The sequence below is a fragment of the Glaciihabitans sp. UYNi722 genome (assembly GCF_040549465.1).
Lineage (GTDB): Bacteria > Actinomycetota > Actinomycetes > Actinomycetales > Microbacteriaceae > Lacisediminihabitans.
In genome coordinates this window covers 1-19,750 of the sequence record NZ_JBEPTL010000001.1, presented here as the reverse complement: position 1 = coordinate 19,750, position 19,750 = coordinate 1, and the positions used below count along the sequence as shown (strand labels likewise).

The 19,750-nt window shown below is 65.1% G+C and carries 17 protein-coding genes; 3 read left to right on the top strand and 14 right to left on the bottom strand.

Translation table 11 applies throughout. The annotated features are described in order from the left end of the window. Positions 1 to 86 precede the first annotated feature (86 nt). Positions 87 to 1,967, bottom strand: coding sequence for a DNA primase (gene dnaG / locus ABIB56_RS00085; RefSeq protein ID WP_354566682.1), 1,881 nt, complete (start codon positions 1,965 to 1,967; stop codon positions 87 to 89). 318 nt (positions 1,968 to 2,285) lie between these two features. Between dnaG and ABIB56_RS00080 the strand changes: the two genes are divergently transcribed. Then, a complete protein-coding gene (locus tag ABIB56_RS00080) occupies positions 2,286 to 2,777 on the top strand; it encodes a hypothetical protein (RefSeq protein WP_354566681.1) in 492 nt (163 codons plus the stop codon). A 7-nt stretch (positions 2,778 to 2,784) separates the two neighbouring features. Here ABIB56_RS00080 and ABIB56_RS00075 read toward each other — a convergent pair whose 3' ends face one another. Further along, a complete protein-coding gene (locus ABIB56_RS00075) occupies positions 2,785 to 4,035 on the bottom strand; it encodes a deoxyguanosinetriphosphate triphosphohydrolase (protein WP_354566680.1) in 1,251 nt (416 codons plus the stop codon). Beyond that, positions 4,025 to 5,176 carry a tRNA dihydrouridine synthase DusB gene (dusB, locus tag ABIB56_RS00070; protein ID WP_354566679.1) on the bottom strand — a complete coding sequence of 384 codons (1,152 nt, stop codon included), beginning with the start codon at positions 5,174 to 5,176 and terminating at the stop codon, positions 4,025 to 4,027. Before dusB ends, ABIB56_RS00075 begins: the two co-directional genes overlap by 11 nt. 37 nt (positions 5,177 to 5,213) lie before the next feature. On the opposite strand from dusB, the gene ABIB56_RS00065 reads away from it, so the two are divergent. Continuing rightward, entirely contained in the window at positions 5,214 to 5,699 is a 486-nt protein-coding gene (locus ABIB56_RS00065; RefSeq protein WP_354566992.1) for an aminoacyl-tRNA deacylase, read from the top strand. 776 nt (positions 5,700 to 6,475) lie between these two features. Here ABIB56_RS00065 and ABIB56_RS00060 read toward each other — a convergent pair. The 9 genes from ABIB56_RS00060 to ABIB56_RS00020 form a co-directional block, all read right to left on the bottom strand. Further along, on the bottom strand, positions 6,476 to 7,129 hold the full coding sequence (locus tag ABIB56_RS00060; protein WP_354566678.1) for a DsbA family oxidoreductase: 654 nt from the start codon (positions 7,127 to 7,129) through the stop codon (positions 6,476 to 6,478). Continuing rightward, a complete protein-coding gene (locus ABIB56_RS00055) occupies positions 7,126 to 8,142 on the bottom strand; it encodes a putative endonuclease domain-containing protein (RefSeq protein WP_354566677.1) in 1,017 nt (338 codons plus the stop codon). The genes ABIB56_RS00060 and ABIB56_RS00055 overlap by 4 nt, the downstream gene beginning before the upstream one ends. Positions 8,143 to 8,392: 250 nt before the next feature. Continuing rightward, positions 8,393 to 9,778: a glycine--tRNA ligase gene (locus ABIB56_RS00050; RefSeq protein WP_354566676.1), complete on the bottom strand. Its 1,386-nt coding sequence runs from the start codon at positions 9,776 to 9,778 to the stop codon at positions 8,393 to 8,395. A gap of 383 nt (positions 9,779 to 10,161) precedes the next feature. Next, positions 10,162 to 11,301, bottom strand: a complete 1,140-nt coding sequence (locus tag ABIB56_RS00045) for a cysteine desulfurase family protein (RefSeq protein ID WP_354566675.1) — start codon at positions 11,299 to 11,301, stop codon at positions 10,162 to 10,164. Continuing rightward, positions 11,298 to 12,155, bottom strand: a complete 858-nt coding sequence (gene nadC / locus ABIB56_RS00040; protein ID WP_354566674.1) for a carboxylating nicotinate-nucleotide diphosphorylase — start codon at positions 12,153 to 12,155, stop codon at positions 11,298 to 11,300. The genes ABIB56_RS00045 and nadC overlap by 4 nt, the downstream gene beginning before the upstream one ends. Then, complete coding sequence (nadB, locus tag ABIB56_RS00035) at positions 12,149 to 13,690, bottom strand: L-aspartate oxidase (RefSeq protein ID WP_354566673.1); 1,542 nt, start codon at positions 13,688 to 13,690, stop codon at positions 12,149 to 12,151. Before nadB ends, nadC begins: the two co-directional genes overlap by 7 nt. A gap of 2 nt (positions 13,691 to 13,692) precedes the next feature. Next, entirely contained in the window at positions 13,693 to 14,997 is a 1,305-nt protein-coding gene (gene nadA / locus ABIB56_RS00030; protein ID WP_354566672.1) for a quinolinate synthase NadA, read from the bottom strand. 29 nt (positions 14,998 to 15,026) lie between these two features. Then, complete coding sequence (locus ABIB56_RS00025) at positions 15,027 to 15,716, bottom strand: NUDIX hydrolase (RefSeq protein ID WP_354566671.1); 690 nt, start codon at positions 15,714 to 15,716, stop codon at positions 15,027 to 15,029. Between the two features lie 82 nt (positions 15,717 to 15,798). Then, the gene (locus tag ABIB56_RS00020) at positions 15,799 to 16,857 is read right to left on the bottom strand and encodes an aminotransferase class V-fold PLP-dependent enzyme (protein WP_354566670.1); all 1,059 of its coding nucleotides are present in this window, start codon (positions 16,855 to 16,857) and stop codon (positions 15,799 to 15,801) included. 85 nt (positions 16,858 to 16,942) lie between these two features. Between ABIB56_RS00020 and ABIB56_RS00015 the strand changes: the two genes are divergently transcribed. Then, entirely contained in the window at positions 16,943 to 17,893 is a 951-nt protein-coding gene (locus ABIB56_RS00015; RefSeq protein ID WP_354566669.1) for a LysR family transcriptional regulator, read from the top strand. Here ABIB56_RS00015 and ABIB56_RS00010 read toward each other — a convergent pair. Both ABIB56_RS00010 and ABIB56_RS00005 read right to left on the bottom strand, forming a co-directional pair. Continuing rightward, positions 17,890 to 18,951 (bottom strand): Gfo/Idh/MocA family oxidoreductase, encoded by a 1,062-nt coding sequence (locus tag ABIB56_RS00010; RefSeq protein ID WP_354566668.1) that lies wholly within the window; start codon positions 18,949 to 18,951, stop codon positions 17,890 to 17,892. The two genes, ABIB56_RS00015 and ABIB56_RS00010, sit on opposite strands and share 4 nt — an antisense overlap. A 25-nt stretch (positions 18,952 to 18,976) precedes the next feature. Beyond that, the gene (locus tag ABIB56_RS00005) at positions 18,977 to 19,366 is read right to left on the bottom strand and encodes a hypothetical protein (RefSeq protein WP_354566666.1); all 390 of its coding nucleotides are present in this window, start codon (positions 19,364 to 19,366) and stop codon (positions 18,977 to 18,979) included. Between the last annotated feature and the right edge of the window lie 384 nt (positions 19,367 to 19,750).

The following is a 19,750-nucleotide window of genomic DNA, read 5'->3' as shown; positions in this document are numbered from 1 at the left end:
ATGTGTCCTTGGTAACACAAAAAACGACAGCGGGACGCATCGAGAAGTTCGATGCGAACAATGTTTACGTATCTGCAACAACCGGCCTACTCGGTGCGCAGGGCCCGCCGCTCCGCCTCGATCCGCACGATCTCCACCTGCACGGCCCGGTACTTCTCGGGTTCAGCGGCGCTGTCAGTGCGCTGCATCTGGCCGAGAAGTTCCGCTTTGCGGCGCAGCAGGTCGCGCTCGATGATGTCAACGACCACCGCCTTGCAGTAGATCGAGAGATCACGGTTGGGCTTCTCCGGCAAGGGGGCGAGCCCGAGTTCTCGCACCAAAGTGGCGAACGGGCCAGGCACCTCCAAAGTGACCTTCTCGAGCCATCCGGCTTTCGCAAAGGCCTCCATGCTCACCGCGATGCCGTCCCGCACGACAGCCAGCGTCGCGTTGGAGTAGCTCACCTGGCTTGCCCTGTCGACGAGTTCTTTGCCGACGGCTTCCGGCTGTTGGAGGATCGCCATCAGCGCATCCCGTTCCAGCCTGGTCGCAGGATCCGTCGGCAGATGCACGAGCGACGGCCCCTGCTCCTGGGGCTGCTGTGGCGGCTCCTGACCGGTCGCGACGTGGCGGTTGGTCGGCTGCTCAGGGGCCTTACCCCGCGCGGATGCCACCGCCCTCCCCACCTCGGTGGGATCCATGCCCAGCCAGCCAGCAAGGTTGCGTACGTAACCCACGTTGAGCGCCTGGTCGCGGATGCCGGCGACCACCGGTGCGGCAGCCCGCAGTGCCGCGACGCGCCCCTCGACGGTGTCGAGGTTGTGGGCGGTGAGCGCTCGGCGGATCATGAACTCGAACATCGGCTTCTTGGACTGGATCAGGCGTCGCACGGCATCGTCACCGCGGTTCAGGCGCAGATCGCACGGATCGAGCCCGTCGGGGGCGACGGCCACGAAAGTCTGTGCGGCGAAACGCTGCTCCTCGCTGAACGCGCGGCTCGCGGCCTTCTGGCCTGCCTCGTCGGGGTCGAAGGTGAAGACCACTTCGCCGACGCCGCGGGAATCCGCATTCTCGACGTCTCCGAGCACCCGGCGGATGATCTTGATGTGCTCCACGCCGAATGCCGTGCCACAGGTCGCCACCGCCGTCGTGATGCCGGCGAGATGGCAGGCCATCACGTCGGTGTATCCCTCGACCACGACAACCTGGCGACCACGTGAGATGTCACGTTTGGCGAGGTCCAGTCCGTAGAGCACCTGCGACTTGTGGTACACCGCCGTCTCCGGCGTGTTGAGGTATTTGGGGCCCTGGTCGTCATCCAGGAGTCTGCGCGCGCCGAAACCCAGGGTCTGTCCAGTGACGTCGCGGATAGGCCAGACTAGGCGGCCACGAAAGCGATCGTAGGTGCCGCGGTCCCCCTGCCCGACGAGGCCTGCAGCCAGGAGTTCGGCCTCACTGTAGCCCAGCGTCTTCAGGTGCTTGCTCAGCGCGTCGTAACTCTTGGGCGCGAAGCCGATGCCGAAACGCTGCGCCGCCAATGGATCGAAGCCGCGCTCACCGAGGAACTTGCGGCCGGGCTCGGCCTCCGGTGTCGCCAGCTGGGCGACGAAGAAGTCTGCGGCGGCCTGGTTCGCGCCGAGGATACGTGCGCGGTTACCGTGATCGCTGTTGGCCTGTCCGCCGTCCTCGTAGTGCAGCTCGAAGCCGATACGGGCGGCCATCCGTTCGACGGCCTCGGTGAAGGTGGTGTGGTCCATCTTCTGCAGGAAGCTGAACACGTCACCGTCTTCGCCGCATCCGAAGCAGTGATAGCGACCAACCTGCGGACGCACGTGGAAGCTCGGACTGCGCTCGTCATGGAATGGACAGAGACCTTTGAGGGAACCGACGCCTGCGCCCTTGAGCGTGACGTAGTCACCGACAATGTCGGCGATGTTGATCCGCGCGCGAACCTCGTCGATATCGTTTCGTCGAATGAGGCCGGGCACAGTCAAATTCTAAGTTGCCCGACCGACGGTGCGGACCGGCTGTGAATCGTTCGTCGCTCAGCTCCCGTGCGTTCCGCCCCACCCCTTTCGGAAATTCAGGAGATTGGTTGTGTACGGTGCTGGCACCCCCGTGATGCCGGGCCTGTTTTCGACAACCGCTACCGATCTCCTGAATTTCCGAAAGGGGTGGGTCGACGCGCGCTGGCGGCGGAACCGCTCCGGGGAAGTTAGGCTGGGCGGATTCCAGTCGGAGGGGCGATGACGGTGGCGGGAAACTCAGCGCGAAGCGGGAGCCGCGGTAATCCACCGAGGCACGGCGTGCGCGAAGTGGCGGACGCCACGGGCAAATTCCCCACCGGCTACCGCTACAGCATGGTCTTCATCAACCGCATGACCGGGGTCCTCATCATCGTGATGCTCGCCTGCATCGGCGGCGCGTTCGCGGTCGGGGCCATCGGTGGAGACGACGCCCCTGCCTGGGTCGAGCCGCTGGCCATCGGTGTATTGATCGGCGGGATCGGCCTTCCGCTGCTCATCGCCGCGTGGCTCGGCGGCAGTTCCCTTCATCGCTACGGCGGTTGGGCCGGGGCGCTGCTCATCGTCGGAATGGCGCTCGGCGTCACCGGGCAGTTGATGGAGATCTGGACATGGTTCTGGATCGGTGCAGGAATCGACGCGCTGTGCGTGCTGGTCTTCTTCTACCTCGGCTTCCTCGCGAAGGTGCCGATGTGGCTGCAACTGCCAATCATCGGCTCGCCGAGGTTCTATCTCAGCCACGGGGAGCAGGGCGAGGCAGAGAAGCGGGGCTAGAAAACGATCAGCTGCCGAGGCGATCGTGCCAGGCCATCGCCGACTGGTCGGTGAGCGATGCGACCTGGTCGACGACGGCGCGCTTGCGTCCGGCATCCGTCGTCGCCTCACGCCAATCGGCCGCGAACCCGGGATCGAGCGAATCGGGTCCTCGGTCGAGCAGGGTGTCTGCCAGCTCGGTGAGCACTTCGCGCTGCTGCCGATAGATCGGCTGCCGGGTGTTCTTCGACATGACGAACGCGGCGACGATGCCCTTGAGCACGGCGATCTCGGCCTGGATCTGGCGCGGCACGATGATGTCGGCGGCAAAACGGATGAGGCTGCCCTCCCCCTGCTCGCGACGTGTAGCCTGCACCGCGGCTCCGGCAAACCGGCCGATGAGCTGCGAAGTGAGGTTCTTGAGACGTCCGTGGGAGACACGGCTGCCATCCCAGTCGTCGAGCCAGATGTCGAGCGAGTCCAACCTGTCGAAGGCTCCGATCAGCTCGTCGTGGTCCAGCTCACCGCCGATCCAGGAGAACATCGAATCGACAAGCTCGTCGTGGTTCACCCTGGCACCGAGGGCGCGCACGTCGATGTAACCGCTGACCACCGCATCCTCGAAGTCGTGCACGGAGTAGCCGATGTCGTCGGAGAGGTCCATCACCTGCGCCTCGATGCAGAGCCGCCGCTCTGGCGCACCGTCACGCAGCCAGCGGAACGCAGCGATGTCGTCGGCGTAGAAGCCGAATTTGGCGCGACCGCTCGGATCGTCCACAGCCGAGGTGTCGGGCCACGGATATTTGCAGCTGGCGTCGAGGCTGGCGCGAGTGAGGTTGAGGCCGTAACTGCGTCCGTCGGGTCCGAACACCTTCGGCTCGATGCGGGTGAGCAGCCGCAGGGTCTGCGCGTTGCCTTCGAACCCGCCGATATCAGTCGCCCAACTGCTGAGGGCGCGCTCCCCGTTGTGGCCGAAAGGCGGATGCCCGAGGTCGTGGGCGAGGCAGGCGGTGTCCACGACATCCGGGTCGAGTCCGAGGCTCGTGGCCAGCTCGCGGCCAACCTGGGCAACCTCGAGGGAATGGGTGAGTCGGTTGCGGGCGAAGTCGAGTCCTGCCGCGGGACTCAGCACCTGGGTCTTAGCGGCCAGCCTGCGCAGCGCACTCGAGTGCAGCAGGCGAGCACGATCGCGCGCGAAATCGCTGCGGCGGCTGGAGTGCTCTTCCGGAAACCAGCGAGCGGTGTCGTGCTCGCCATAGCCGCCAGTACTATCCGCCACTGTGGCTCAGTTCTGCCTCGGCGAGTTCCGCGCGGTGGGTGTCTGCCAGTTCGCGGCTGAGCAGCCAACCGTCGGGCAGCGACGGACGCTTTGGCGTGCCGGCACGACCTCGCGGTCCCTCTGCGGCCTCGCCGGGGTACGGCTGCTCCCAGTCGAGAGTGCCGAGCAGATCGTCCATCTGCTGCAGGCTCTTCACGGTCGCGAGGCTCGCACGAAGTTCGCCGCCGACCGGGTAGCCCTTGAAATACCAGGCGATGTGCTTGCGGATGTCGCGGCAGGCATGATCCTCGTCGCCGTCGAAAAAGTCCACCAACAGCTCGGTGTGGCGCTTGAGCGTGGCGGCGACGGTGCCGAGGCTGGGCTGCGCGATGTGCGCCTCTCCGCGGAAGGCCGCAGCGAGATCGCCGAACAGCCACGGCCGCCCAAGGCAGCCGCGACCGACGACGACCCCGTCGCATCCGGTCTCTTCGACCATGCGGATGGCGTCTGCACCCGACCAGATGTCGCCGTTGCCGAGCACCGGAACAGTCGTCACTGACTCCTTCAGGCGCGCGATGGCTGACCAGTCGGCGTGACCGCTGTAGAACTCGGACGCCGTGCGTGCGTGCAGCGCGATACTCGCCACACCGGCGCCCTCAGCGATGCGCGCCGCCTCGAGGTAGGTGAGGTGGTCGGAATCGATGCCCTTGCGCATCTTGACGGTGAGCGGAAGTGGTCCGGCGGCCTGCACTGCCTGCTCCACGATGTCCTGGAAGAGGTCGAGCTTCCACGGGAGCGCGGCTCCCCCGCCCTTGCGTGTGACCTTCGGCACGGGGCATCCGAAGTTCAGATCGATGTGATCGGCGCGGTCCTCGGCTACCAGCATGGTGACAGCCTCGGCGACTGTCTTCGGGTCAACACCGTAGAGCTGGATGCTGCGCGGCGTCTCCGATTCGTGGTGCTTGATGAGACGCATCGAACCCTCGGTGCGCTCCACAAGTGCGCGACTGGTGATCATCTCGGAGACGTAGAGACCGGCGCCGAACTCACGGCACAGCCGACGAAAAGCTGTGTTGGTGATCCCCGCCATGGGTGCGAGTACCACGGGCACATCAAGAGCGATGGGCCCGATCTGTAAGCTCTGGGCTGGGGCGGCGGTCATGGTCACCCCTCGATTCTCGCAGAAAGCCCCCGATCAGATGACCTCACCCGAAGGACGCGCCAGAGTCGAGGCGGATGCCGCAACTCGCCACCTCGAGGTGGAGATAGTCGAGCGTCCAGCTGCCGACTCACTCGAGCAGGCAGCGGCCATGCTCGGGCTCTCCGCCAGGGACATCGTGAAAACCCTCGTCGTGCGCAAGCACACGCCGAAGGGTGCGCCGAACGAGTACCTGTTCGCGCTGATCCCGGGCGACAAACAGATCTCCTGGCCGATGCTGCGCGCCGCCGTCGGTGTCAACAAACTGTCGCTGCCGTCGCCGGAGCTCGCGCTCGAAGCGACCGGCTACGAGCGCGGGACCATCACCCCACTCGGCAGCAGCACACCGTGGCCGATCTACGCGGATTCGGCCATCGTGGGCGCTCGCATCGCCGTGGGCGCAGGAGCCCACGGCTACAGCGCCTTCGTGGACGCCGACGCGCTCATCGCTGCCTACGCGGCAACAGTGGCCGACATCGGTAATTGAGCGCTAACGCCTGCCGGGGGCGGTGATTCCCGATTTCGTCACCGACCCCGGCAGAACTCTGGGGGTCTAGGTGTGCTCGAGGTGCAGGGTGTTCCCGATCATGAATCGGGGACACTCCTGCACCGTTGGGGAAAAACGCGGTTCTGTGACGGAAAGAATGCTCGACACGACGGCGATTGCAGCCATGCGGGTTATCCGGCCGTGAGGCTCGGAGTCAGCGGTTCTTCGCGAGTGAGGATCTGCGGCATGCGGCCGGGGATGGTGCGGCATTCCCCAGCATGCGAAACGACGGCGCCCTGTCTCCGTTTCGCATCCGATCACCGGCATGAGGTTGACGAAGGAAACCTGGAGATCAGCGGTCGCAGACGCCATTGCCCCAGAGCCGACGACAGGAGTCGTCGACATCTCGGATGTCAGGGTAAGTGCGTTCGAGAACGGTGCCACGGGCATCGGGTTTCCTAGGCTGGGCATGCAGGTTGGCAGCGGCGCTTCACCCTTTCGGCAAGAGCATCGTCTGTCGACGAAAAGCCCGGTTGTCGAGATCGCAATCGGGGGCCGATCTCAACGTGCGGCGACGGCTGATGTGCCCAAAATAGGGGATAGGTCACGCCCTGGTCAATACCCCTGTTTTAAGATCTGGCGTCATACCGCGTCTTCATCGAGTCGGTGGTTCACTGCAGTCTGCTCGTGATGGTCGGGGATCTCGCAAAAATCACCATCGCAGGCCGCTGCGTTTGGGTCGCCAATGATCTGAAGCGGCTTCGTCTTGGCATCCGTCACTGGATGGCCTCTCTCTCACCGCGCACCTGCGTGAGCACGTTAGCAAAGGTCTCCGCCTCCTGTGCCCCTGACACACCGTACTTACCGTCGATGACGAAGAATGGGACGCCCTGGATGCCGTACTCACCCGCGAGGGCCACATCCGCCTTCACCTCGGCGAGAAACTCGTTGGACTCGAGCGCACGCACCACATCCGCTCGGTCGAAGCCGATCTCTGCGGCGATGTCAGCGAGATCGCCGATGCGGCCGACATGCTCGCCGTTGATGAAGTATGCCTTGAGCAGCCGCTCCTTCATCTCGAGCTGTCGCCCCTTCGACTTGGCGTAGTGGATGAGCTCGTGCGCCTTCACCGTGTTGGTCTGGTGGACGTGGTCGTAGTCGTAGTCGAGCCCGACGGCCTGCGCGATGCCGGAGACCCGCGCAAGCATCTGCTCGGCCTGATCGACGGGCACGCCCTTGTGCTGGCTCAGATAGTCGATCGGGGTGCCCTCGAAGTCCACCGGGGTGTCCGGCGCGAGCTCGAATGAGTGGTACTCGATCTCCACCTCGCCGCCGAATGCTTCGGCACCCGCCTCAAACTTGCGCTTGCCGATGTAACACCACGGGCACTGTACGTCGGACCAGATGTCCACCTTGATTGGTTCACTCACTCTTGGTGCAACGCCGCCCGTCGCCGCCTATTCCCACCCCCTTTCGGAAATTCAGGAGTTTGGGTGACTCGTCTTCGCGCTCGCAGCCTGTTTCCGGGCACTCTCACCGGTCGGGAAGTCGCGTGTCCTGAATTTCCGATCGAGGAGGCGAATTTGTGGACGGAGATGGCTGTCTCGATCGCCAGCAGCACCGAATCCCACTCGTAGAACACCATTCGGGCGGTCGGGCGGAAGGAATAGAGCTTTTCTATCGTGATTTTCACGTCCTTGCGGCGATCCTTATCGAAACGGGTGAAGTGGGTCTCCTCGCCGTCTACCTCAACCGCGACACAGCTGTCGACCAGCAGGTCTATCTGACGAGCGGCACCGATCGACACCTGCGACCGGACCGAGTGCCCACGCAATCGCAGTCGAGTGCGAGAAAGGCTCTCAGGCAAACTGTCGCAGTACTCGTCTGCCCATTCGCTGAGGTACCGGTAATCCTCGGGAAGCCGGAGCACGAGCGATTCGAAGTCGATCCGATCAATGATGTTTCCGCGCAACGCCCAGTCGAGTGCGGCCACCGAAGTCTCAAGACTCTCATCGAGTACCACCCGATAGAGCGCGTCCAGAATACCGACGGATGCGACATCCCCTCGCTCGCCCACAGAGATGCCGTCCCAGTGGAGCACCACCCCTCTGGGTGCCTCAGTATTGAACGCCACACGACGATTGTGCTGTGACCGCAGCCGGGCTGCGTTGTCCGGAACGGAAACGTGCAGTGGATGATCACCAAGAACCCATCCGCCCGCCTGAATCACCGCCGAAATTCCGGTCAGCCTGCCACCGACGCGCACGGCTCGCACCCGAGGATCCGTTCCCGGAAGCGTCGTGTACCAGCCCTGCCTAGCCCGACTGGCTGTACCGTCCCTGACCGCTCGCGTGAGGTCGAGATCTCTCACTCCACGCGCCACCAACTGCTGTTTCTGGGCAAAACCACCCAGCGAATTCACGAGTTCGGCTACATCACGCATCGAACGAGAATGACTCTCGTTCAATCGCGACGAACGCCAGACTCAGAATCAGTGCATACGCAGCCAACATGCATGCCTGTGCAGGACCAGCAACCTGGGCCGCCACTTCGGAAATTCAGGAATATCGCGTAGCCGGGATTCACCAATCCCCGTCATCATTGGTCCCAGCCCACATCGATGACACCGAAGTCCTGAATTTCCGAAAGAAATGGGCCTCGCGAGACGAGACGAGTCGGCGAAGCCTGGCGCCCTATGCCCCCAGCAGCTGCTCGGCCAGGTAGCCGCGCAAGCGATCGAGTGATACGCGCTCCTGGGCCATCGAATCGCGCTCTCGCACAGTCACGGCCTTGTCGTCCAGGGTGTCGAAATCGACGGTGATGCAGAACGGCGTGCCGATCTCGTCCTGGCGGCGGTAGCGGCGTCCAATGGCGCCCGCGTCGTCGAAGTCGATGTTCCAGTATTTGCGCAGGTCGGCCGCGACCTCGCGAGCAACCGGTGAAAGCTGTTCATTTCGCGACAGTGGCAGCACAGCTACTTTGATCGGCGAAAGCCGACGATCGAGGCGCAACACCGTGCGCTTGTCGACCCCGCCCTTCGTGTTCGGTGCCTCATCCTCGTGATACGCGTCGACAAGGAATGCCATCAGAGCGCGGGTCAGGCCGAACGCCGGCTCGATCACGAAGGGAACCCAGCGCTCGTTCGTCGTCTGATCGAAGTAGGACAGATCGACACCGGATGCCGCGGAGTGTGTCTTGAGGTCGAAGTCAGTGCGGTTCGCCACCCCCATCAGCTCGCCCCACTCGCTACCCGCGAACCGGAAGCGGTACTCGACGTCGACAGTGCGCTTGGAGTAGTGGGAGAGTTTCTCCGTGGGGTGTTCGTAGAGTCGGAGGTTCTCCGGGTCTATGCCGAGGTCTGTATACCACTTCAGCGAGGCATCGATCCAATACTGGTGCCACTGCTCGTCGGTACCCTCTTTGACGAAGAATTCCATCTCCATCTGCTCGAACTCGCGCGTGCGGAAAATGAAATTTCCGGGCGTGATCTCGTTGCGGAAGCTCTTGCCGATCTGGGCGATGCCGAAAGGTGGCTTCATGCGCGCGGAACCCAGAACGTTGGCAAAATTGACGAAGATGCCCTGCGCGGTCTCTGGACGAAGATAGTTCAGTCCCTCCTCGTTGTCGACAGGGCCGAGGAAGGTCTTCAGCAGGCCGGAGAAGTTCTGCGGCTCGGTCCACGAGCCGGGTTGGCCGGTGTCGGGATCCTTAATGTCGGCCAGCCCGTTCTCCGGCGGATGCCCGTGCTTCTCCTCGTATGCCTCGAGCAGGTGGTCGGCGCGATAACGCTTGTGCGTGTACAGGGACTCGACGAGCGGATCGCTGAAGACCTCAACGTGCCCGGATGATTCCCAGACCTTGCGCGGGAGGATGACGGCAGAGTCGATGCCCACGATGTCGTCGCGGCCCTGCACCATGAACTGCCACCACTGGCGCTTGATGTTCTCCTTGAGCGCCGTGCCGAGCGGCCCGTAGTCCCAGGCGGAACGCGAGCCGCCATAGATCTCCCCCGATTGGAAGACAAAACCGCGACGTTTCGCCAGGTTGATGACGGGATCGAGTGGGGAGGCGTTGGCCACGAAAACTCCAAAGGTCAGCCGTGCTGGATGCGCGGTCGAAAAGTAGATTCGAGTCTATCGGGCGGTCGCAGACCACCTGCGCGGACGATGGCGGTCGCAGACTCCGTCCGGGCACGAAGTCCTGCGGGCGAAATAGCCCTCCCGTCGTTGGAAATTCAGGACATGCGCGACAGGCGCGACTGCCGCGATCAGTGGGCGCCTGCCGATCGCCGATGGTGAGTGCGCGATGTCCTGAATTTCCGAAAGGAACCGTGGAACCGAGGAACCGAGCAACCGAGGAACCGAGGAGCTGACGGAACACGGAAGCGGGAGGAGAACAGGCGGTGGGCGCTGATTGGAGGGCGCGAGGCGAGCGCGAAGGCGCTGCCGGGCAGCCGGGCGAGTTACGAGGCGCGGGAGTGGAGGGCCGCGACCGCCCCGGCGACGCAGGCAACGACCTCGCCGGCATCGGCCTCGGTCGTGGTGGTGTCGAGGGTGAAGCGCACCGCCGTCGTGGCAACCTCGGGTGGAATGCCGAGTGCGATCAGTACGTGGGATGGGTCATCGCTGCCCGCAGCACACGCTGAACCGCTCGAGCAGACGATGCCATGCCGCTCCAGCTCCAGCAGCACGGCCTCGCCGCTGGTACCGGGAAAGCAGAAGGACGCGTGCGACGGGAGCCGTGAATCGCGCGAACCGGTCAGGAAAGCCTCCGGTACGACAGCCAGCACGCCATCGATCACGATGTCGCGAATGCGAGCAACGGCGGCGACCTTGTCCGTCGAATGGGTCGATAGTTTCAGCGCTGTGGCAAGGCCGACAGCGCCGGCGACGTTCTCGGTTCCGGAGCGGTGCCCTCGCTCCTGCCCACCGCCGTGCAGCAGCGGTTCGAGTGCGACAGCAGTGCGGATCGCCAGCACCCCGATCCCCTTGGGTGCCCCGAGTTTGTGCCCGGAGACGCTGATCGCATCGACGCCGAGCGTACGCAGTCCGAGCTCGAGCCAACCCGCGGATTGGACGGCATCCGTATGGAACGGCACACCTGCGGCCCTGGTCAGTTCGGCGATCTCAGCGATGGGCTGCACCGTACCGATCTCGTTGTTGGCATGCATGATCGTGACGAGAGTCGTGTCGGGACGCAGCAGCCGCGCGACATCGACCGGGTCGACCAGTCCTGAGTTGTCGAGAGGTAAGAACTCGATCTCGAAGTCGTGGAATCGGCACAGATAGTCACAACTCTCCAGCACCGCCTCGTGTTCGATGGCGGTGGTGAGGATATGCCTGCCGCGGGGGGCGGCCAGCGCAATCCCTTTGATGGCGAGATTGTCGGACTCGGTGCCTCCAGCCGTGAAGATGACTTCGGATGCCCGGCACTCGAGCGCGGACGCCACCGCCGAGCGCGCCCCGGCAAGCGCTCGCGCCGCGGACTCACCCACCTCGTGATGACTGGACGGATTGCCGAAATCCCCGGTGAGATGGGGCCACATCGCCTCGAGCACTTCACGGCGAACCGGGGTGGTCGCGGCGTTGTCGAGGTAGATCACGCCGCGTCCAGGTCGATGTCCAGTCCGAGGTCGAGCGAGCGGACGCTGTGCGTGAGCGCTCCCACCGAGATGATGTCGACACCGGTGCGGGCGATGTCGCCAACGGTGTCGAGGTTGACCGAACCGCTGGCTTCCACGAGAGCGCGTCCGGCGACGAGTGCGACCCCTTCCCGCAACTGCGCGAGGCTGAAATTGTCGAGCATGATGGTGTCGATCCCTGCGGCCAGCACCGGCTCGATCTGGTCGATACGATCGACCTCGACCTCGAGATGGGTGGTGTGCGACAGTCTGTCACGTACCTCGAGGAGTGCCTCGGTGAGGTCGCGGCCTCCCGCGGTCAGCACGGCGAGGTGGTTGTCTTTCGCCATCACGGCGTCGGAGAGCGAAAAGCGGTGGTTGTTGCCGCCCCCGGAGCGCACTGCGTGGCGCTCGAACTGGCGTAGTCCGGGAGTGGTCTTACGGGTGTCGACGATGCGGGCACGCGTGTCTGCCACCTCCGCGACGTACCGGGCCGTAAGCGTGGCGATTCCGGACATCCGCTGCACGAAGTTGAGCGCAACGCGCTCCGCCTGAAGTACCGCCCGCGCCGGACCGGAGACTTCCGCGAGCATCGTCCCGCGCTCGAACTCTTCGCCGTCGGCGACGAACACCGTCACCGCGATTGCTTCACTGGTGAGCCTCATGGCGGCCGCGAAAACCTCTCCCCCGCTGAGCACGCCCGGCTCACGAGCGACCAGGCGTGCCGTGGCCACAGCCTCGACGGGAATGAGGTTCTCCGAGGTGATGTCGCCCCACGGTGCATCCTCGATCAGGGCGGCACGGACGACGGGAAGGATGTGCTGGTCGGTCAGCATGAGACGGTGACCTTTCTTGCCGGTTGGAGCTGCGCCCATCCGAGGTGGCGGGCGAGCTGCGGCCTGGTGGCGGGGAAATCGGATCGGTAGTGCGCCCCGCGGGACTCTTCGCGCGCGAGTGCGGCCTGCACGATCACGCGGGAGAGCTCGAGGAGGTTGGCGTTCTCCTGCGCCGTGACGGTACCGGACCCGTCGGGAATCCAATGGGCGAGCTGCTCTGCCGCATGCTGGAGTTGCTCACCGCTGCGGAACAGTCCGGCCTCGTCCCACATGAGCTGCTGCAGCTCGAGCCGCGTGAACAGCTCTGTCGGGTCGACTGGGGTGTCGAGCGGCTCCGGTGGCATCGAATCGTCGAGCACGGCGGCATCGGGCCACGGCTGGTCGAGCATGCCGACCGAACGCCAGGCGAAGACCAGGGATTCGAGCAGCGAGTTGGATGCCAGCCGGTTGGCTCCGTGCACCCCGGTACAGGCGACCTCTCCGACGGCGAAGAGACCCGGAAGCGAAGTGCGTCCCCACTCGTCGGTGCGCACGCCGCCCATCCAGTAGTGGGCTGCCGGCGTGACCGGGATGGGTTCGCTCCCCCACTCGAGCCCGTACTCATGGCAGACCCTGGTGATGCCCGGGAAGCGTTCGGCGAGAAACTCGGCGCCGAGAGCGGTCGCGTCGAGGAGAACGGGTGTGCCGCCCTGCGCGGCCATCTGTCGGGCGATCCCGCGGGCGACCACATCCCGCGGGGCGAGTTCGCCGTCCGGATGCCAATCCGTCATGAATCGACGACCGTCGGCATCGAGAATCATCGCCCCCTCGCCGCGCACCGCCTCCGAGATGAGGAAGTTACCGGGGACGGCGAGCGAGGTGGGGTGGAACTGGTAGAACTCCACATCGCTGAGCACCGCTCCGGCGCGAAGAGCAGCCGCGGCACCATCACCGGTCGTAACGATGGGATTGGTGGTGTGCCGGTAGAGCTGGCCCGCGCCACCACTGGCAAGGATGACAGAGTCCGCTTCGAGCCTGCGCGCGCCGACGGCCGGTGCGATGACATCCACTCCGACGACTCGGCCGTCGCTCACAACGAGGTCTGTGACGAAGGCATATTCGATGACGCGCGCGGCCGATTCCCGCACGGCGAGAACGAGTGCGGCCTCGATCGCCGCGCCGGTGGCGTCTCCGCCGGCGTGCAGGATGCGAGAACGGGAATGGGCGGCCTCACGACCGCGGGCGAGTTCGCCGTGTTCCCTGTCGAAGGCGACACCGAGGCGGATGAGATCCCTGACCCGATCCGGCCCTTCGGTGCAGAGCACCTCGACCGCGCGATGCGAGTTGAGCCCAGCGCCGGCCCGCAGGGTGTCATCGATGTGCGATTCGACGCTGTCGTCGTCGAAGAGTGCCGCGGCGATGCCGCCCTGGGCGTATTTGGTGTTGCTCTCGGCGAGTTCCCACTTCGTCACCAGGGTGACGTCGTGGCTACGGCTCGCCTCGAGGGCTGCGACGAGCCCCGCGATCCCGGTGCCGACGACGATGACACTTCCCACGATCAGTCGCCGATCACCTGAGCGGCGGTGACGCCGGGCCTGGCCGCGAGCATGCGTTCGAGCGCGACCCTGGCCGGCACTGCCACGTCATCCGGAACGCTGATCTGGTTGACCACCTCGCCGCGCACCAGCGCCTCGAGCACCCAGGCCAGGTATCCGGGATGGATGCGATACATCGTCGAGCAGGGGCAGATCACCGGGTCGAGGGAGAAGATCGTGTGCTGTGGGTATTGCGCCGCGAGCCGGTTGACCATGTTGATCTCGGTGCCGATCGCGAAGGTTGTCGGCTCGGTGGCGGCCGCGATGGCCTTGCCGATGAAATCGGTCGAGCCCGCCGCATCGGCGGCGTCGACGACGGCCATCGGGCACTCGGGGTGTACGAGCACGGTGACGCCGGGGAAGTCGGCGCGTGCTTTGTCGATCTGGTCGACGCTGAAACGCTTGTGCACGGAACAGAAGCCGTGCCAGAGGATCACCTGGGCGGCGTCAAGGGTGTCGGCGTCGTTTCCGCCGAGCGGACGGTTGGGGTTCCACATCGGCATGCGCTCGATCGGCACGCCCATCGCCTTGGCCGTGTTGCGTCCAAGGTGTTGGTCGGGGAAGAACAGCACGCGCTGCCCGCGCTCGAAAGCCCACTCGAGCACCGTCGCGGCGTTCGATGACGTGCAGACGATACCGCCGTGCTCACCGCAGAAACCTTTGAGGGCCGCCGACGAATTCATGTAGGTGACGGGGACGACGGGAACACGGCCGTCAGCGTCGAGTTCCGTTCCGTAGAGTGCCTCGAGTTGCTCCCATGCCTCCTCGACTGAGTCGATGTCGGCCATGTCGGCCATTGAGCATCCGGCGGCCAGGTTCGGCAGGATCACCGCCTGCTCAGGACGCGCGAGGATGTCGGCCGTCTCCGCCATGAAGTGCACGCCGCAGAAGACGATGGCTTCGGCATCCGGCCTGGCCTTGGCGGCGTTCGCCAGCTGGAAGGAGTCCCCGACGAAGTCAGCGTACTTCACGACCTCGTCGCGCTGGTAGAAGTGACCGAGAACGACGACCCGTTCACCGAGTGTCGCCTTCGCGGCCATGATCCGCGCATCCAGCTCGTCGTTGGATGCGACGCGGTATTCTTCGGGGATCTGGCCCTGGCGAGCGGTGCCGGTCGGGATGACATCCCCCATCGAGGAGCCGGGACCGTAGCTGGGCATGGGCTGCAGGTCGAAGACCCATGGCCCCTCAGCGAGGTCTGGGCTGCAGGTGGCGCCGTCGCGCGCCCCGGTGCTGATGAGCTGGATAGTGGTGTCGACGGACGACAAGGTGACTCCTCGTGGATGGGTGGGACGGTTCAGGAACGCCCGAGCGGACCGTTGTCGGTGAGCTCGACGGAGGTGTTGTACCGGTACAGCCGCGGCGGCCGATGGCGACCACCGGTGAGGTGCTGCTCCGTGGCGATGATCGCCTTGGACGCTTCAATCTGGCGACGGAAGTTGGCCGGATCGAGCGGGCGGCGCAGCACAGCCTCGTGTACCTCGCGAAGCTCGGCCAGGGTGAAGGTCTCGCCAAGGAAGGCGTGGGCGATGCGGCTGTATTCCATCTTGGTCCGCAGCCGCCACAGCGCGTATTCCACGATGAGGTTGTGGTCGAAGGCGAGTTCCGGCAGCTCGTCGGCAGCGAACCACCGCACGTTCTTGCCCTCGGCGAGGTCGGCCTGCTCGGAGCGCACCAGCGCCCAGTACACGATCGACACGACACGTTCGTACGGCGAACGGTCGGCATCGCCGAAGGCGTAGAGCTGTTCGAGGTAGTTCGGCTCGAGCGCCGTGGTCTCGCGCAGGTTGCGTCCGGCCGCAGCTACCAGGCTCTCCGTCGCCTCGATGGGGCCGCCGGGAAGGGCCCACCGTCCGTCGAATGGTGCACGGATGCGTCGCACCAGCGGCAGACGGAGCGAAGCCGCCGAACCCTCGCCGTCAGACCGCAGCGCGAAGATCACGGTGGACACGGCGATCGTCACGTCGCCGTCCGTTGTCTCCGTCATGCTGCCGCCCTGGTGGTCAAGTAAAGGTGTCAATGACCTTAAGGCATTCTAGTACTCAACTCGGCCTCAGCCCTAACGGAGCTCAGCGCAGCGCGGATACCACCGTCGCGACATCCGATTCGTCGTTCCAGAGGTGGAATGCCGCGCGGAGGCGACCGGCGCGTCCAGAAGCTCTCACCCCGGCCGCGACGAGGCGTTGGAGATCGTGACCGTCGGGGTCGGCCCAGGTGACGATGGCCTGGTGCTGCCGCTCGATGCCGAGCTCGTCGCACAGCGCGTCACCGAGGCCGCTGGCGCGTCGCCACACCTCGTCGATGTCCAGTTCGGAGAACATGCGGATCGCTGGCTCCGCACCCACCCAGGCAGGCCACGCCGGTGAGACGTCGAACCGACGGGCGTCGCTGGCGAGATGCATATTCGGTGCGTAACAGGACTGCCAGACCTGGTCGCCGGCATACCAGCCTGCCTGGATCGGAACGAGCTCCGGCTGAAACCTGTCACTCAGCGTCAAAAAGGCGACACCGCGAGGCGCACACAGCCACTTGTAGGCATGGCAGGCGGTGGCATCGAACAGCGACGCATCGACGGGATGTACACCGGCGGACTGTGTCGTATCGCAGAAAGTGAAGCTGCCGTGGACACGAGCGGCAGCGACGATCGCATCGACATCGGCGACGACACCCGTGGCGGACTGCACGTGCGAGAAGACCACCAGCCACGTCTCGTCGGAGATCGACGCGGCGAGTTCCGTGATGGGGACGCTGCGCACGCGAATGCCCGGTCGCTGCAGGAAGGGAAACACGATCGAGCTGAAGTCGCCCTCGACGCAGAGCACCTCCGCCCCCTCCGGAACCGCCGCGGCCAGAACGCTGGTCATCGCCGAGGTCTGCGAACCTGTCGCGACGCGGTCCACGCCGACGCCGACCAGGTTCGCGTAGTAGCTGCGGGTGCGCTCGATGATCCCGTCATAGTCCATCGGATCGCGACGGGCGGCCGACCAGAGGTCGAGATCCGCTTTCTGGGCGGCAACTGTCTCCCTGGTGGGAAGACCGATGGATGCCACAGCCAGGAACCCGCGTGGGTCCTCATAGCTGTCGATGGCCCGTTGAAGGGCCGGCGAGGTGCTGTGGTTTGTGGCCACTGGTGAACTCATCATGGATCTATAGTGAGCCTGACGCACTCATGCGACAAGAGCATCATTCGGATGCAACCCATAACATGAAGCTATGACCATCGATCTCGACCCGCAGCTCGATCTTCAATCGATCCGGATCGTGCGCGCGATCGCCGAGGCCGGCTCGATCACCGGCGCCGCCCGACTCCTCGGCTACAGTCAGCCCGCAGTGAGCCAGCATCTCCAGCGCACAGAGTCGCGGCTCAATCTCCCCCTTGTCACCCGGATCGGCCGTTCCGTGAAACTGACCGAGGCCGGACAGGTGCTGGCGCGGCACGCGATCACCATCACTTCCGCGCTGGACGCCGCGGCTGGCGACCTCGCCGATCTCGCTGGATTGCGTACCGGTACCGTGCGGCTCGCGGCCTTTCCGACAGCGTCATCCACCATCGTGCCGCGGCTCCTCGCCGCGATGGCCGAAGCGCATCCGGGGGTGCAGCTCAGCTACATCGAGGCACAACCGCCGGAGGCCGTCGCCCTGCTGCGCGACGGCGGCATCGACCTCGCCGTCACCTTCAGCTATCCGGGCGACCGGGCCGATCCGCACCGAGACAGCGCGAGCGGATTGAGTACTGAAAGCCTCTTCACCGAAGAGATGGTGGCCGTGCTCCCGGCCGCCCACCCACTCGCGAACGACGACGTGGTCGATGTCGCGAGTCTTGCCTCCGATCGCTGGATCGCCGGATGCCCACGCTGCCGCGGACACCTTCTCGCCGTCTGCGAGGTGGCCGGCTTCGAACCCACCATCACCTTCGAGACCGACAACGCCAGCGCAGTGCTCAACATGGTGGCGAGCAATCTCGGCGTGGCGATGCTTCCGCGGCTCGCGCTGGCGACCGCGACTCTGCCCCTCGGCGCGGTGATCAGGCCGCATACTCCGCAGAGCATCCGCAGCATCCATCTGCTGGCCAACGACGGCGCACGGCGCGTGCCGAGCGTGGCTGCGACGGTCTCGCTGCTGCACAGGCTCGAGGGCAGCGACTGGGGTTTGAGCGCCCGCTAACCGCGGGCGAGCTCGTGCACGCGCTCGATGATGCGAAGCGTCTCGAGCGCGTCGCGCGGGTCGACCGGAACGCTGGCGCCGTCCCGGAGCGCGGCAGCTACACCGGCATAGAAGGCCGGGTAGTCGCCTCGCTCGGTCTGCACTTTCGTGAGCGGTTCATCCGAGGACCCCACGATGCCGAGAGTCCCCCACTTCTCGATCGGCTCGACGCCGTAGCCTTCGTCGGTCGGCGAGACGCCGGAAACGAGTGCGGGTTCCTGGCCGTCCAGCCCGAACACCGTGTAGGCCGACCGGGAACCAAGCACGCGGAAACGCGGCCCGCTCTGCCCGGCGAGCCTGCTCAGGATGAGGTGCGAACGCACACCCGAATCGTGCAGCAGCGAGATGAAGGCCTCGTCATCGCTCACTCCGCCATCGCGCATCACGGCGACCTCGGCGTGCTCCACCCTCGCGGGCCCGAACAGTTGGAGGGCCTGGTCGATGACATGGCTGCCGAGGTCGAAGGTGATCCCGGCGCCCTGGACGCTGGTCGTGGTGTCCTGCCAACGGTCGCGCAGCGAGGGCGACCAGCGTTCGAAGGTCGACTCGAAGCGGTGCACGGAGCCGAGCGCGCCCTCCTCGAGCAGCCGGAACACAGTCAAGAAGTCGCCGTCCCAGCGTCGATTCTGGAAGACGACGAGAGGTAGTTGCACGCTCTCGGCGGCCGCGATCAGCTGCTCGGCTTCGGACACGGATGTTGCAAAAGGCTTGTCGATCACGACGGCGGCGCCGCTTGCCAGGGCCGCGAGCCCCTGCTCGAGGTGCGCGTACGCCGGTGAGGCGAGCACCACGAGATCCAACTCGCGCTCGAGCAGTTCCTCCGGCCTGGACACGACCTCAGCCCTGGGATGCTGCTGGCGCGCCTGCTCCTGACGGGAGGCATTCCCCGCGGAGATCACGTCGAGCGAGAACCGCGGATTGGCCCTGATGAACGGGGAGTGGAAGATCCTGCCGGACAGCCCGTAGCCGACGAGCCCTGTCCGGATCGTGCCTGCCTGAGACGCTGTGCTGTCAACCATCAGGCCAGACTAAAGCGCTACGCGCTCAGGCGCCGGTCGCTGCCACGAGGGCTCGCACGTAGTTGACGCGAGAATGGGCGTCCTGCACGGCTCCTGGACTGGTAACGGGTACCTGGGTCACGTGAATCAGGTTGCCGTTCTGCACGGTGACCTGGAGGTGTCCGGTTGTCACGGTCTCCTTCGCGAGAAGAAACAGCAATCCGAGTAGGAAGAAGAAAGCCCCGATGATCGCCAGCACGATCGCCCAGGTGGGGATCTTCGTCTGCGTGTGAGAGAGGTCGGTGATGAAGATCTGCGTGCCTTTGAGCGGTCGCGATCCGTTCGGCGTCACCAACCAGCTCTTGCTCACCGTGATGTCACCGATGACGATCAGTGCCTGTTCGGGCTGTGCTGCCGTTGCTTGCACATCAGTCATGAATATCCCCCACCTCTAAGCCGATAGTGAAATCCTAGTGGCGCGCTCCACGGCGATCTCACAAATGGCGCGGCGTGCGCCCGCCCCGCTATCGCCCTCCCTTTCGGAAACTCAGGACTTCTGCACACGCCAGGTCACCGAGGCCAGCAACCGCGGGCGGCTCCCAGCGCGGCATGCACCGAAGTCCTGAATTTCCATCGCTCGGCGCAGATGGCGGGCCCTTCGTGGCGGCACAGCAGACTGGCGGGCATGCTCGGTTCGAGCGGTTCGAGCGGTTCGAGCGGCTGTCCTAGATGAGTGAGTCCTATTAGGCGGATGCCGCGTGGGCGCTGTTAATCGGAGGCGGAGGGTGTTAAACCCAGCGTGTGAAAACAGACCTCAACA

What these genes read in the sequence shown, in the direction of transcription:
- dusB (WP_354566679.1), bottom strand. Translation starts at nt 5,176, where the DNA reads ATGACCGCCGCCCCAGCCCAGAGCTTACAGATCGGGCCCATCGCTCTT.
- ABIB56_RS00055 (WP_354566677.1), bottom strand. Translation starts at nt 8,142, where the DNA reads ATGCGTGATGTAGCCGAACTCGTGAATTCGCTGGGTGGTTTTGCCCAG.
- ABIB56_RS00015 (WP_354566669.1), top strand. Translation starts at nt 16,943, where the DNA reads ATGACCATCGATCTCGACCCGCAGCTCGATCTTCAATCGATCCGGATC.
- ABIB56_RS00065 (WP_354566992.1), top strand. Translation starts at nt 5,214, where the DNA reads ATGACCTCACCCGAAGGACGCGCCAGAGTCGAGGCGGATGCCGCAACT.
- ABIB56_RS00010 (WP_354566668.1), bottom strand. Translation starts at nt 18,951, where the DNA reads ATGGTTGACAGCACAGCGTCTCAGGCAGGCACGATCCGGACAGGGCTC.
- ABIB56_RS00025 (WP_354566671.1), bottom strand. Translation starts at nt 15,716, where the DNA reads ATGACGGAGACAACGGACGGCGACGTGACGATCGCCGTGTCCACCGTG.
- nadC (WP_354566674.1), bottom strand. Translation starts at nt 12,155, where the DNA reads ATGCTGACCGACCAGCACATCCTTCCCGTCGTCCGTGCCGCCCTGATC.
- ABIB56_RS00005 (WP_354566666.1), bottom strand. Translation starts at nt 19,366, where the DNA reads ATGACTGATGTGCAAGCAACGGCAGCACAGCCCGAACAGGCACTGATC.